11 protein-coding genes and 1 pseudogene are annotated in these 13,365 nt (G+C 39.2%); 3 read left to right on the top strand and 9 right to left on the bottom strand.

What is annotated here, in order from left to right:
* Positions 1-40 precede the first annotated feature (40 nt).
* Together ycaC and QMA12_RS04905 are read right to left on the bottom strand one after the other, a co-directional pair.
* Positions 41-664 (bottom strand): isochorismate family cysteine hydrolase YcaC, encoded by a 624-nt coding sequence (gene ycaC / locus QMA12_RS04910; RefSeq protein WP_087533723.1) that lies wholly within the window; start codon positions 662-664, stop codon positions 41-43.
* A 52-nt stretch (positions 665-716) separates the two neighbouring features.
* The gene (locus QMA12_RS04905; protein WP_087533724.1) at positions 717-1,583 is read right to left on the bottom strand and encodes a pirin family protein; all 867 of its coding nucleotides are present in this window, start codon (positions 1,581-1,583) and stop codon (positions 717-719) included.
* 112 nt (positions 1,584-1,695) lie between these two features.
* On the opposite strand from QMA12_RS04905, the gene QMA12_RS04900 reads away from it, so the two are divergent.
* Positions 1,696-2,601 (top strand): LysR family transcriptional regulator, encoded by a 906-nt coding sequence (locus tag QMA12_RS04900; protein ID WP_087533725.1) that lies wholly within the window; start codon positions 1,696-1,698, stop codon positions 2,599-2,601.
* An 88-nt stretch (positions 2,602-2,689) separates the two neighbouring features.
* On the opposite strand, the gene QMA12_RS04895 is transcribed toward QMA12_RS04900, so the two are convergent.
* Complete coding sequence (locus tag QMA12_RS04895) at positions 2,690-3,178, bottom strand: hypothetical protein (protein ID WP_290208940.1); 489 nt, start codon at positions 3,176-3,178, stop codon at positions 2,690-2,692.
* Between QMA12_RS04895 and QMA12_RS04890 the strand changes: the two genes are divergently transcribed.
* Complete coding sequence (locus QMA12_RS04890) at positions 3,163-4,347, top strand: PQQ-dependent sugar dehydrogenase (RefSeq protein ID WP_290209070.1); 1,185 nt, start codon at positions 3,163-3,165, stop codon at positions 4,345-4,347. The genes QMA12_RS04895 and QMA12_RS04890 overlap by 16 nt on opposite strands.
* Positions 4,348-4,452: 105 nt before the next feature.
* Here the strand turns inward: QMA12_RS04890 and QMA12_RS22180 are convergent.
* A pseudogene (locus QMA12_RS22180) lies at positions 4,453-4,712 on the bottom strand (DUF924 family protein).
* 418 nt (positions 4,713-5,130) lie between these two features.
* Positions 5,131-6,948, bottom strand: coding sequence for an alpha/beta hydrolase (locus tag QMA12_RS04880; protein WP_290208939.1), 1,818 nt, complete (start codon positions 6,946-6,948; stop codon positions 5,131-5,133).
* Between the two features lie 136 nt (positions 6,949-7,084).
* Between QMA12_RS04880 and QMA12_RS04875 the strand changes: the two genes are divergently transcribed.
* The gene (locus QMA12_RS04875) at positions 7,085-9,109 is read left to right on the top strand and encodes a winged helix-turn-helix domain-containing protein (RefSeq protein ID WP_290208938.1); all 2,025 of its coding nucleotides are present in this window, start codon (positions 7,085-7,087) and stop codon (positions 9,107-9,109) included.
* Between the two features lie 374 nt (positions 9,110-9,483).
* Here the strand turns inward: QMA12_RS04875 and QMA12_RS04870 are convergent, their stop codons facing one another.
* The 4 genes from QMA12_RS04870 to QMA12_RS04855 form a co-directional block, all read right to left on the bottom strand.
* The gene (locus tag QMA12_RS04870) at positions 9,484-9,990 is read right to left on the bottom strand and encodes a hypothetical protein (protein WP_140394342.1); all 507 of its coding nucleotides are present in this window, start codon (positions 9,988-9,990) and stop codon (positions 9,484-9,486) included.
* Between the two features lie 347 nt (positions 9,991-10,337).
* Positions 10,338-11,636 carry a serine--tRNA ligase gene (gene serS, locus QMA12_RS04865; RefSeq protein ID WP_087533730.1) on the bottom strand — a complete coding sequence of 433 codons (1,299 nt, stop codon included), beginning with the start codon at positions 11,634-11,636 and terminating at the stop codon, positions 10,338-10,340.
* A gap of 9 nt (positions 11,637-11,645) precedes the next feature.
* A complete protein-coding gene (crcB, locus tag QMA12_RS04860; protein WP_087533731.1) occupies positions 11,646-12,032 on the bottom strand; it encodes a fluoride efflux transporter CrcB in 387 nt (128 codons plus the stop codon).
* On the bottom strand, positions 12,019-13,362 hold the full coding sequence (locus QMA12_RS04855; RefSeq protein WP_290208937.1) for a replication-associated recombination protein A: 1,344 nt from the start codon (positions 13,360-13,362) through the stop codon (positions 12,019-12,021). The genes crcB and QMA12_RS04855 overlap by 14 nt, the downstream gene beginning before the upstream one ends.
* Between the last annotated feature and the right edge of the window lie 3 nt (positions 13,363-13,365).

Below are 13,365 nucleotides of genomic sequence, written 5' to 3'. Positions count from 1 at the left end.
GAAACAATAAGGCGTGTTTTCTCACGCCTTATTTTGTCTACTACTGTGATTTAAATGTTGTATAGCTATTAATCAAATTGCGGTAATCAGGTATATGGTTTGAGAACAGCTCTCCTAACCCTTCTACATCATTTCGCCAATCACGGTGCAGTTCGCATGCTAAACCAAACCACGACATCATTTGTGCGCCTGCTGCCGACATTCGATCCCATGCGGCATCTCTTGTCATTGGATTAAACGTACCAGATGCATCAGTGACTACAAATACATCAAAGCCTTCTTCAATTGCTGATAAAACAGGAAATGCCACGCATACTTCTGTTACGACTCCAGCAATTATTAATTGCTTTTTACCTGTCGCTTTAATTGCCTTAACAAAATCTTCGTTATCCCATGCATTGATCTGACCAGGTCGAGCTATATAAGGCGAATCAGGAAACATTTCTTTTAGTTCCGGTACAAGAGGACCATTTGGCCCTTCCTCAAAACTTGTAGTGAGTATAGTTGGTAATTCAAAATAGTTAGCACAATCTGCCAACGCTAACACATTATTTTTGAATTTATCGGGGTCAATATCTCTTACTAATGATAATAAGCCAGTTTGATGATCGACTAGAAGAACTGCTGCATCTTCTTTATCTAAACGAACATAAGGTTTAGTCATCTTCATTTCTCCTATATAAAAGTGCGCAATGCACCATATGCATTTAGGAAACCTAAATGCGCGTTAAACGACCAAACTTTCCAGTTTGGTAGTCTGTAATCGCTTGTTTTATCTCAGCTTCGCTATTCATTACGAAAGGGCCATAACCAATAATAGGTTCATCAATTGGCTTTCCTGAAAGTATTAACAACTTACTATCACTAAGTGCTTCTATAGAAAGCCCATGATCTGATCCCGAAATAGCGAGTGTTTGATTTTTAGATAAAATTTTTCCATTTAGTTTTAACTGTCCATCACGAACAACCACAATCGTTGTCCAACCATTTTGTAACGGTAGGTGGTAGTGACCTGAAGTTTTGATTTCACCATCCGCCACTAAAATAGGACTGTGAGTTGATGCCGGTCCTTTTTTGTTAGCTAACTGGCCTGCAATGACACGTAGAAAACCGGTTTTATCAGGCAAAGCCACACTAGGGATTTGCTTTGCTTTAATTTCTTGATATTTAGGTGCAGACATCTTGTCGACCTTGGGTAAGTTGACCCATAACTGCATCATTTCTAATACGCCACCTGTTTCAGCAAAGGCGTTTGAATGAAACTCTTCGTGTAAAATTCCACTTGCCGCTGTCATCCATTGCACATCACCTTCACCAATTACACCTTTCTCACCAGTGGAATCTTTATGTGCGACTTCTCCTTGATACACAATAGTGACTGTTTCAAACCCACGATGCGGATGTTCTCCAACACCGCGTTGATGCTCAGAGGGATAAAATTGCATTGGCCCAGCATGATCAAGTAACAAAAAAGGGCTAATAGATTGTCCCTGTTGCTGATATGAGAATAATGTTTTTACCGGGAAGCCATCTCCCACCCAGTGAGAATGGGGAGAAGAAAAAACACTTTCAATTTTTTTCATTACTGACTCCTATTGTTGAACATGCTTATTAGTTTAGTTTTTAAATATAAGTTTGAGTAGATAGCAAAAATGAGTATCATAGTTCTATAAATAGAACGATAATAGTGACACTATGCAAGATCTTAATGATTTATATTATTTTGCAAAAACAGTAGAATATGGTGGCTTTGCGCCTGCTGGGCGAGCACTGGGGATTCCAAAATCAAAGCTAAGTAGACGAATTTCAGCCTTAGAAAATAGACTAGATGTTAGATTGATATATCGTTCAACTCGTCAATTTAAAGTAACTGAAATCGGTATGACGTTTCTTTCTCATTGCCAAGCAATGCTTGTAGAAGCTGAAGCAGCGAAAGAAGCAGTAGAATTCATTCATGCAGAGCCCTGCGGCACCATTAAACTATCATGCCCAATTGCATTACTTCATGTTCATATTGGCCAAGTACTCGCTGATTTTATGGCACAATACCCAAAAGTAAACGTTCAACTCGAAGCAACTAATCGCCGAGTCGATGTAATAGCTGAAGGAATAGATGTAGCTATTAGAGTCAGGCCTGCGCCTATTGAAGATAGTGAACTCGTGTTAAGAGTATTATCACAAAGAGGAAAATGCTTAGTAGCAAGCCCTGCGCTTGTCAATAAATATGGCCTGCCAAAAAGGCCTGAAGAATTATCAACATGGCCAAGCTTAGGCTTAGGCCAACCGCAGCATCATTACACTTGGCTGCTTTATGGTCCTGATGATCAAGAAGCTAAAGTTAGTCATGTACCACGTTACGTAACAACCGATATGATTGCGTTACGTAATGCAGCTTTAAAAGCAATTGGTATCGTCGAGTTACCTGTACTTATGGTTATGGAGCAATTAAAAGATGGCTCATTGGTTCATTTACTACCTCAGTGGCAACCTAAAACTGATATTATTCATCTTGTATACCCTTCTAGACGTGGTCTTCTGCCAGCTGTAAGGGCGTTGGTTGATTTTCTAACTAATTATTATCAATCATTCGAAGAAGCGTAAAACTTCCCGCCCCTCTTTTAGTTTATTATCAATCTGATAGGCAACGTCATTAGTCTATTTAATTTCTAAATCACTATCATTTGATAAGTTAATCTATGGAGTTTATTGCTGCTGATGAGTTTAAATTAGGCTGTTTATTTCTTCCGCTTGCTTTAGTTAAGTACTCAAAAATAAAGCCACCGATTGCACCTGCTACCAATTGTAAATAGAAACCCCATCCTCTAGCGCCGGCAATAATGGTAATATTCATAATTGATTCAATCGCTATTAAAACCACTGCAAATGCAGTAATCCCCGATAAAACAAATAATTGAAAGGCGTATTTATTGTATTTTCTATAAATTAGCCCTGCGACCGAAAATGCGATAGCTAGTGCAACGGCTATTATCGCACCGTAGGTGGGCAGTAAGCCTAGCCAGTCGTCGAGCGTTAAATTAATGCGATCGCTAAAACCAACCACAACGCCCACATTCACTAATTGATTGACAACGTATTGACTATGAAACAAGCTAGCAAGGGTGAATGTTAGTAACCAAGAGGTTAAAAATGAAGGCAATAAACGTGTTAAAAAGTGCATGGTTATCTCAAATCAAAATAAAACCTTTTACCTACACTAGCAAAGGCTTGCGCCGTAGACAATGTATCTGTTGCTTTACCGCGTTATGGTCTTTGTCACTTCCTGTGAATGCAAATTTTCCTCTACCAGCAGAACAATATAATACCAACACACTTGCCACGCAATTGCAGTCACCGTGGAGTATGGTTGAGCTGCCAAACGGCACATGGTTAATCACCGAACGTGATGGTCATGTAGTCATTGTGAAAGATAACGCACAAACCCGAGTTAAACTAGCGCTCGATGGTTTATACGTTGCAGGTCAAGGCGGATTACTCGATATCGTGTTATCTCCTGACTATAGCCAGTCCAACGAAATAATTTTCACATATGCTCAAGGTGAAGCTGATGCCAACCGAGTCGTAATTGCTAAAGCCATCTTTGATGGTACAGACTTTTCAAAGCCAGAGATAATTTATCAAGTAGCAACAGATAAAGACACTCCACAGCATTATGCTGGTCGCGCCTTAGTTCTGCCCGACAACACTTTATTATTTTCAAGTGGTGATGGCTTTGATCACCGAGAGCAAGCACAAATTACTACCAGCCAACTAGGTAAAGTATTACGCATTAATTTAGATGGTAGCTTGCCAAGTGATAATCCATATATTGAACACGAAAACCTTGCTGCGCGCGCAATTTATTCAATTGGCCACCGTAACACCCAAGGGTTGGTTTATGATTATGATACCCAGCAAATAGTCAGTCACGAGCATGGCCCTGCTGGCGGCGACGAACTAAACTACTTAACTGCTGGCACCAATTACGGCTGGCCGGTGATAACCTACGGTAACGATTATTCTCAAGCCCGCATTTCGCCTTTTAGGGAATATGCCGGCATGAAAAAGCCCACCATAGATTGGACGCCCTCTATCGCGCCATCTGGTATGGCGTATTATGGCTCTAAGCAAAATGCCTTTCCTGCACTGCAAAAGCATGTACTTATCACTACATTAGTTGATAAAAAACTCTATGCTGTCAATTTAGCTAACGGTAAGTTTAGCCAATCTCATGTATTCCCAGAGATTGCTGGGCGTTTGCGGGATGTGTATGTAACAGCAAAAGGAAATATCGCGGTGCTAACCGATGGAAAAGAGGCAAAGTTGCTGCTGATAACGCCAAATAAATAGTTTCAAGCTCAAAGATGTCACTGCTTTTATGTTTAATTTTAAATAGACAGTCTAACTTTGTGCTTTAGCACTGCTAAAAACCTGGATTAGTTTGTTTAAGAAATTCTATTTTTCATCTATAGATTCACGGCCCAAAATTTCATTACGATGAAGGTAACGACCAAACTTACCAATTATTACCTTATGTTTAAACTCAAAATTAATATTACTTTTAATACCAGCAGCGCTAAATAATTCAACCGCTTGATTATATATAAATTTTGACTCACCGTGCATAAACGGCATGTACAAAACACTCGCTGAATACAAAGTAACTCTGTATTAAACCCTTTTGCTATGGCACTTTGTGCAAGCGCTAATGCCATAGAGTCATATGCAAACGATTCTGGCTTATTGCGGTAAATGTTACGTGAAAACTGATCCTAGACAATAATTTCACCAAGGCTACCAAGTTCGGCTTCACTCCAGTAGGACAACTCAGACGCAATTGCTTGACCATACTGTTCAGCAAAACGTGTTTTTAATAAAAAGCTCTAACGCATAGTCTTTTTGCCACCACTGCTTAGGCTCAAGCTCAGTAAACCAAAAATCGATAATATCATTCAACATGGAAATATCCCTACTTGGTAACGAGCCGCAATCAACTCGTTTATAATTTATGCTCGTTCAAAGATAGTTGCAGCGCCTTCTCATCAATCACTCATTACTTTCTAAGTAAACATTTATAGTTAACCCCAGCTAATTGACTTACTGGGGCCATAAAACAAATGAGATCTTGCTACTTCACTTATGTAAGTTTTTTATTGCCGTTATTATTTCACTCGGATGTTGAAAAACAGCCATGTGGTCACTATCATTTAATGGCACATATTGCCCACCTGATTGCTCACTAATTAAATGGCTCCACCTTGTGCCTTCTTGCTGCCACATTATTAGCTTTTCAACAGACTCAGGCTCTGCATTTTCAATATCATGTGATTCGAAATCAGTGTCTATAACGGTAATTGGGACTGAAGTAGATATATCACTGTTTAACGCTTTAGCTAAGTCGTCATGGTAATTAATAATTTCTTTCGCTCTTGTTACTTGTTTATTAAGCTTAGCACGGCCTTGACTAATTAAATCAAAATATTGCCAATCCATATTATTTTTATATTCTACAGGAATTAATGCATTAATCTCTTCACGTTCAGTAAGTAGCTTAGTTAAAGTCCTTTCGGTCCAATTCCCTTGTTTTATATGAGGAACAAGGTCATCTTTTACTTCTCTGTACCACGATACTGGCCAATCCTGATAGAGCCTGATTGAATGAGGTAGTAAGATATCAGGATCAATCCAGAGCATCCCTTTAAGATTAACAGTCGCTTGTGAGTCTGAAGATATTTGCCATAAATGAGCTAAAATATTTGCACTGGCAAAGCTAACTACTATCAATTCGTCTTCGTTAAGTAAATTAAGTGTTTTATCTAATGCAGGCACAAATGAGGCGTATGATGGCTGCTCTACGTCGCTACTAAAGCCATTACCAAAACGTTCAATAGCATGAACTCGATTAGTTTTTGCAATTAAAGGCTGAAGTAATGAAAACCAAGCACTATCACTATGATAGTTTTTATTAAAGCCTGAGAGTAATACAATTGTAGGACCTTTATGCTGTAGTCCCATACTTCGCACATGAACATCTTTGTTTGGCTGCGATTCTACACGATATAAACTTGAGTGAGTATCTAGCTTATTTTGACTGACTGAATCAAAAAAGTTCACTATTTCATCTGTCGTGTTAAAACCGGTATATGCCCAGCTATGCCCTCCTTTCTCAATGGCGATCAGTTGATTAATATGTGTAGAATTTTGATAGACAAATTTGGTCATGATATCTGTTGTATCAACCTCAACTTCAGTTGCTATACCATTTTCTCCAGCTATCAGTGCTATGGCGTTTTCACTAGAAATAAGCCCAAAATTTGAATGAATTAAACCATTATATGAAAGAGTATTATCGACTTTTCCATGAATCATCATGTAGTTAGTGTTGTTTTCAATATAGCAACTTTGTGATAATTGCTCTGACATTGGAGCAGCTACCGACGCTATAGCGTTAAATTTTAAGGTGCTATTACACATTAGGTTTTGTGTAAATAATCCGCCTTGGGAAAAACCAACGGCATAAAGCTCATCACCTATGATGTTGTATTTCGTTTTAACATCTGCAACAACATCACTAACAAAAGCTAAGTCATCAATCCCTAAACGATGCGCCTTATTACAGTTACACCCTTCATTCCACTCTTCACCTTTAGCCTGAGGGTAAACGACTATGTAATCATTTGACGCCGATTCAATAGCTGCAAGACGTTGCATATTTTTTCCTCTTTGACTAGAGCCGTGAAATGCTAATAACAGTTTATACGCTTTATTTTCCTCAAACTTATTTTTTGGTTGTGCAAGATAATAACTCCTACCGCTTACGGTTACTTTTCTTAGCTGGCCATTTTGTGGCTCATTCGAGATGATTTCCGGGTTATTATCGCGACTATTACAACCTGGCAATAATAATGTAATAGCGATTATTTTTAACAAACAACATAGATAAGTACGCATTTTTTTACTCTTAATGAATATGGAGCCTTAACAAATCATATTTTTACAGTTACGCACATACTTCGAGCTTATGTTTTTGTTATATTTGTGTTATGTTTTGAAAATATAAAGTTATTTCAACATCATAGAGATTAATATGGCTGTGCGCATCGCAAGTGTTTTGTTTGACGCCAATCAACGAACATTGACAAAAGGCACTCTGAGTCGAAATCTTGAACCAAAAGCATTCAATTTATTAACAACATTATTGGCGGCTAATGGTCAAATTGTCAGTCGTGATAAGCTCATCGAGAATGTATGGAAAAATCGAGTGGTCAGTGAAGGAGCAATAAATAGAACTGTCTCTTTATTACGTGGCCACTTTTCAACATTAACTGATGAAAACATAATTGAAACAGTCCCCACGCAAGGTTATCGTATAATTGCTTGTGTTAAAAAAGATGTAATAAAGCAAACTATTACTTTCCCAGAGGCAGAGTTAACTTCTGACGACAATAAGAAAGGCTCATGGTTTGTTGCCAAAATCAGCTGCGCTATTATTTCCACTTTGATCATGCTAACAATACTTATTAGCTATTTAATCAAACCAGATAATCTCACTCAACCAGACAATCTATCAGTGATTAGCTCTCCATTAATAGCACTCAATGGATGGGAGTATAAATTATCAACAACAAATTCCGGCCAGTATCTTCTATTTCATCACCTCGATGAAAATAACACTCAAGGGGTATACCTATACGACACACAAACACATTCAAAAAAAAGAGTTCTAACAGACTCACTCGCGACAATCCATGCTGACGGGTCACAAGTTGTTTATGCATCTAATGTTCGTCAGCAATGCTCGCTTGGCATCTATCATGTACCAACAGCTAAACGGCAACACTTATTCAACTGTGATGAGATGCCATCAGCCTTAGTTTGGGGCGGGAGTAATACATTCTACTTTAACAAGCGGTTTAGCAAATCACACCCATATCAAGTATTTAGCTACAATATAAGTACGGGTAGATTAAGACAAATAACCAAGCCTACAAGTAAAAATAACACTAAAGGTGATTTTAACTTTACTTATAACAAAAAAAACAACCAACTTGCAGTGCTGCGTTACCTTAGTGAAAACCGTTCTGAAATTATCATCACTAAAGAGGAGCAAGTAATAACAAAACATCAGATTGATTTAAATATAAAAAACCTACTATGGCATCCCAAAAATGATGGTTTAATAATAGCTGACAATACACGCCTTTATACTCTCAACACTGCAAATAGCCACTATTCAAAAATCAAACAGTTAGATTTTAAAATTAACTCACTAGCCCTTTTGAACAACGTTTCTGGTTCATCACTATTAGTTAGTAGCCTAAATGCTGTTAGTAACATCACAAAGTATAGTATTGAAAAGCAAACCCACGTAGCTTGGCAACAAAGTGCCAGATCTGAATTATTGCCTCGCATGAAAGCTGGCACCCAATTAGTATTATCAACTCGCTATAAAAGCCATCACTGGTGGAAAATTACCAACGCTGGCGAGCAGTTAATCGATGTCAATTTTCCGTTTGATTTACAATTTGTTCGGTATGAACTTTCCGATGACGGCAAGCGCATACTGTTTACAAAGCATGGTGATATTTATGAACTTAATCTTTCTACAAACACCTACGCCGTTGTTTTTAAAGAGCCAAGAAATAGCTACGTCGCCAATTATGATACTGATAGCAACATTATTTACAGCACCAATCACTCAGGCAGTTGGCAGCTTTGGCATTATCAACGAAATACAGATCAACATGAACAGATTACCAAAAATGGTGGTTATAGTGGCAGAATCATTGGTGAGTATCTTTATTATTCAAAATTTACTGTAGATGGCTTATGGCGTAAGAAGATAAACGATTCAAATGAAGAATTAATAATTAAAGACTTTAATCGTATTAATTGGTTAAATTGGCAAGTGATCGATAACCAGCTATATTTTTATCGGCAAGAAACTGGCGTTTGGGCTTATAACATTGATACCCAAACTATGCAGTTACTTATGCAAAAACCCGATAACTTTATTCACCAATATACAATATCACCCGATCAACAATCTATTTTTTGGGTTCGATTACTGCCAGTTCAGGGTGATATTTATCAGTATGCGTTTTCTGATTAGTAGAGTATCGATGTATTGTATTTAAAGCTACAATGAATTTTTTAACTGTTTCAGCTCTGGCATACTGCATCACTCTACCTTCTACATTCATTCAGGAGTAGTGCCCAACGCCCTAAAGGATATAGGAAACTTGGCTGTACTGAGAACACAATATAAAATTACTTCATAACGCCCCTTAGATGTGTTCGTGGTAATCGACTTGATTCACAAGCACAACTACACACTAACTAAGCGTATTTTTATTGAGTTAGGATGGGCCATTACTGAATAAAACCAGTAAAGTTTATATATTAAACACGTACCAATAGTCAGTACACATAAAACTAAAACCTTTAGCAAAGAGTCAACTTCAAATATGTCTGTAAGTCCTTTTTTCATTTATCCTCCAATGCTTTACATAGGCTATAGTCGACATCTTTAGCGACTTCATGCGGCATCTTATCAACTTGAAAATACCCCCAAATAGACAATAAAATTAATAACGTTGGTATTAATAAATGCAATACCGACTTTAAATGCCCCTTCCAGCCTCTAAGAATTTTCGTGGGTTTGTAAACTTTCATTCCCTTGGGAGGAAACTGTTTTTGAGTAATACCTTTATAGCCAATTGGAACAGTAACCACACCAATTATGAAAGCACATAAAAGCGGCAAACCTACAAACAACGAATACCACAAAACTGAAATTCCAGAATAACCTAGTGGAGTATGGCAATGTGCTGTGTCAGCATACCAAGAGATAAAAGGGAAAACCCATTTGTTATGAGTGATCATAATAAACAAACCTAGCAACATTGCTAAAAGTATTCTTCTTAATTTTTCTCCTTTAGAGAACTCTTCTGCATATTCGATAACACTCTCTCCTTGAGTAAAAGCTAACAAGCCTTACTGAATAAAATTTTGGATGTTATAACACCCAAAACGGTGCATATTGCATGCGCTAATAATTCCATTATACAACTCCAATGTAAACAAGTAATTACGCGGGTTATAAAACAGCTATTTAAAGCATGCCCTACGATGAGCATAAATTTTAATGCCAAAAGCTTAACCTTCATATGAACTTGATAAAATCATGGCTAAAGCCTATTCCTACGTAATAAATTTAACACCGAGTTAATCTCACAACTCGCTAACTTTACTCTTGCTAACTCGCTAACTAAACCTTAATTAACAAAAAAGCCGCTGTTCGTCACAAACAGCGGCTTCTCTTATTAAAGCTATTCAGCTTATTTAATCACTTCAAGTCCACCCATGTATGGGCGTAGTACTTCTGGTACGACAACTGAACCGTCGGCTTGTTGGTAGTTTTCAAGTATTGCTACTAGTGTACGACCAACGGCTAAACCTGAGCCGTTTAGTGTATGCAGTAATTCTGGCTTTTTCTCACCAGTACGGCGAAAACGTGCTTGCATACGGCGTGCTTGAAAATCAACCATGTTAGAACATGATGAGATCTCACGGTACGTGTCTTGTGCTGGTAACCAGACTTCTAAATCGTAAGTTTTTGCAGAGCCAAAACCCATGTCGCCCATGCATAAAATCACTTTACGGTACGGTAATTCTAAAGCTTGTAAGATTTGTTCAGCATGGCCTGTTAGCTCTTCAAGTGCTTGCATTGAATCTTCAGGTTTTACTAATTGTACAAGCTCTACTTTATCAAACTGGTGCTGACGAATAAGGCCGCGGGTATCACGGCCGTAACTGCCCGCTTCACTTCTAAAACACGGCGTGTGCGCAGTTAAACGAATAGGTAAGTCTTTTTCGTCGTAAATTTCATCACGAGCGCTGTTAGTAAGCGGTACTTCAGCTGTTGGGATTAAGCTAAAACCTTCTTGCTCTTCTCCGTCATCATTAACTAGACCTTTGGTGTGAAATAAGTCTTCAGCGAATTTAGGTAACTGACCTGTGCCGTATAGGCTGTCGCGGTTAACTAAATACGGCACGTACATTTCTGTGTAGCCGTTTTTATCCGTGTGGGTATCTAGCATAAATTGAACTAGCGCACGGTGCATGCGTGCAGTTGCGCCGCGCATAACAGTAAAACGAGAGCCAGTGATTTTAACGCCCATTTCAAAATCTAAACCATTTAGGTCTTGGCCTAAATCAACGTGATCTTTAACTTCAAAATCATATTTCTTTGGCTCACCCCATGTTGAAATCTCAACATTTTCAGACTCGTCTGCACCTGCTGGTACTGATTCATCAGGCAAATTAGGAATAGCAAGCGAGAGCTGCTTTAATTGTTCTAAAATTGCATCTTGCTCAGCTTTAACGCTATCTAGTTGAGCGCCTAAGCTACTAACTGCATCAAGTAATGGTTGTGCGTCTTCGCCTTTTGCTTTTGCTTGGCCAATCGCTTTGGAGCGGCTGTTACGCTCACTTTGTAGTTCTTGTGTTTTTACTTGCAGTGTTTTACGTTTTTCTTCAAGTGCGCTGACAGTCGCTGTATCAAGCTCGTAGCCACGTGCTGCTAGGCGCGCTGCTGTTTGTTCGATATCTTGACGTAATAATTTAGAATCTAACATGTTAGTTTTTTAACCTTTTTGCATTACCAGCTGAAGGCCCAGCCAAGCCATAAAAATACACACCGTCACGTTTAAGACGATATTGAGGGCCATTTTTAAAAAGTGGCCTTGTTGCAATAGCAACAACGAATCCATTGAGAATGTCGAAAAGGTGGTCAAAGCACCTAAAAAGCCAATTCCGATAAGGGATTTAGCGGGGCTGACGGTGATAATTTCGCGCTCTATCAAACCGTATAATACGCCCATCAACAATGAACCCAGAATATTAACCGCCAACGTGCCAAAAGGGAATCCCCTACCTAGCAGTTTTAGCATGCTTTCGCTAATAAAAAAGCGTAAACAAGCACCAGATGCCCCACCCGCTGCAATCATGAGGTAGAACTTAAGTGTTGTCATAGCGCTTTAGCTCACTTTGTTGATCACGTTGTTTGAGGTAATCAAGCTTTTGCTTAATTTTTTGCTCAAGGCCACGCTCTGTTGGGAAATAATATTGCGTGTCGGCAATTGGCTCAGGAAAATAATTTTCGCCTGCGGCAAATGCACCTTCTTCATTATGTGCATAACGATACTCGGCACCATAGCCTAAGTCTTTCATTAGATTGGTAGGCGCATTGCGTAAATGCTCAGGCACAGGGTAACTGGGTTCATTTTGCGCATCCACCTTGGCTTGATTAAACGCCATATAAACCGCATTACTTTTTGGCGCACTGGCTAAATATAAAGTCGCTTGGGCGATAGCTCGTTCGCCTTCGCTTGGCCCTACGCGCTGAAAAATATCCCATGCATTTAGGGCCACTTCCATTGCGCGTGGATCTGCGTTACCGATGTCTTCTGTGGCAATGGCTAATAATCGTCTTGCAACATAAAGCGGATCGCCGCCACCAGCCAGTATTCTGCAATACCAATACAAGGCACCATCGGGTGAACTACCGCGCACTGACTTATGAAACGCGGAGATCAAATCGTAAAACTCATCACCGCCTTTGTCATATTTGGCTAAATGTGTTGGTAGTACTTGGCTCAATACGTGTTCATCCACTAAGTATTGACCGTTGCTTTGTGTGGTTAAATCAATGGCTTGTTCGAGTAAATTAAGCACTTTTCGGGCGTCACCATCGCTTGCTTGGCACAGTGCTTTTTTTGCATTATCGGCAAGGGTAATGGTTTTTGTGCTGAGTTCATCATCGCTTTCAAGGGCGCGTTCAATAACTAAATGTAAATCAGCTTCTTGTAATGACTTAAGCACATATACTCGGGCACGGGATAAAATCGCGTTATTTAACGCAAATGATGGGTTCTCGGTGGTGGCGCCAACAAATATAAAGGTGCCATCTTCAATGTGTGGTAAAAATGCATCTTGCTGAGATTTGTTAAAGCGGTGTACTTCATCAACAAACAATAATGTACGCTGCCCACGGCCCTCAAGGTTATTGCGAGCCTCACTCACTGCATCACGAATATCTTTAATACCTGCAGTTACCGCCGACATTTGAATCAGCGCGGCATCTGCGTGATTCGCTATAATTTGCGCAAGGGTGGTTTTACCGACGCCCGGTGGCCCCCACAAAATAAGGCTATGACAGCGCCCTGCTAATATCGCCTGGTACAGTGGTTTATCTTGGCTTAATAGGTGTTGCTGCCCTATATACTGCTCAAGGTTCGTTGGTCTCATACGCGCTGCAAGCGGGCGCACATCTGGGCCAAAATTAAAGCCTAAGTTACTCACTGC

This window comes from Pseudoalteromonas sp. APC 3893 (assembly GCF_030408095.1).
GTDB lineage: Bacteria > Pseudomonadota > Gammaproteobacteria > Enterobacterales > Alteromonadaceae > Pseudoalteromonas.
This window is presented reverse-complemented; position numbering and strand designations above follow the sequence as displayed.

Bases quoted from the DNA above. Each gene is read 5' to 3' on its own strand.
- ycaC (WP_087533723.1), bottom strand. From the start codon at position 664: ATGACTAAACCTTATGTTCGTTTAGATAAAGAAGATGCAGCAGTTCTT.
- QMA12_RS04905 (WP_087533724.1), bottom strand. From the start codon at position 1,583: ATGAAAAAAATTGAAAGTGTTTTTTCTTCTCCCCATTCTCACTGGGTG.
- QMA12_RS04900 (WP_087533725.1), top strand. From the start codon at position 1,696: ATGCAAGATCTTAATGATTTATATTATTTTGCAAAAACAGTAGAATAT.
- QMA12_RS04895 (WP_290208940.1), bottom strand. From the start codon at position 3,178: ATGCACTTTTTAACACGTTTATTGCCTTCATTTTTAACCTCTTGGTTA.
- QMA12_RS04880 (WP_290208939.1), bottom strand. From the start codon at position 6,948: ATGCGTACTTATCTATGTTGTTTGTTAAAAATAATCGCTATTACATTA.
- QMA12_RS04875 (WP_290208938.1), top strand. From the start codon at position 7,085: ATGGCTGTGCGCATCGCAAGTGTTTTGTTTGACGCCAATCAACGAACA.
- serS (WP_087533730.1), bottom strand. From the start codon at position 11,636: ATGTTAGATTCTAAATTATTACGTCAAGATATCGAACAAACAGCAGCG.
- crcB (WP_087533731.1), bottom strand. From the start codon at position 12,032: ATGACAACACTTAAGTTCTACCTCATGATTGCAGCGGGTGGGGCATCT.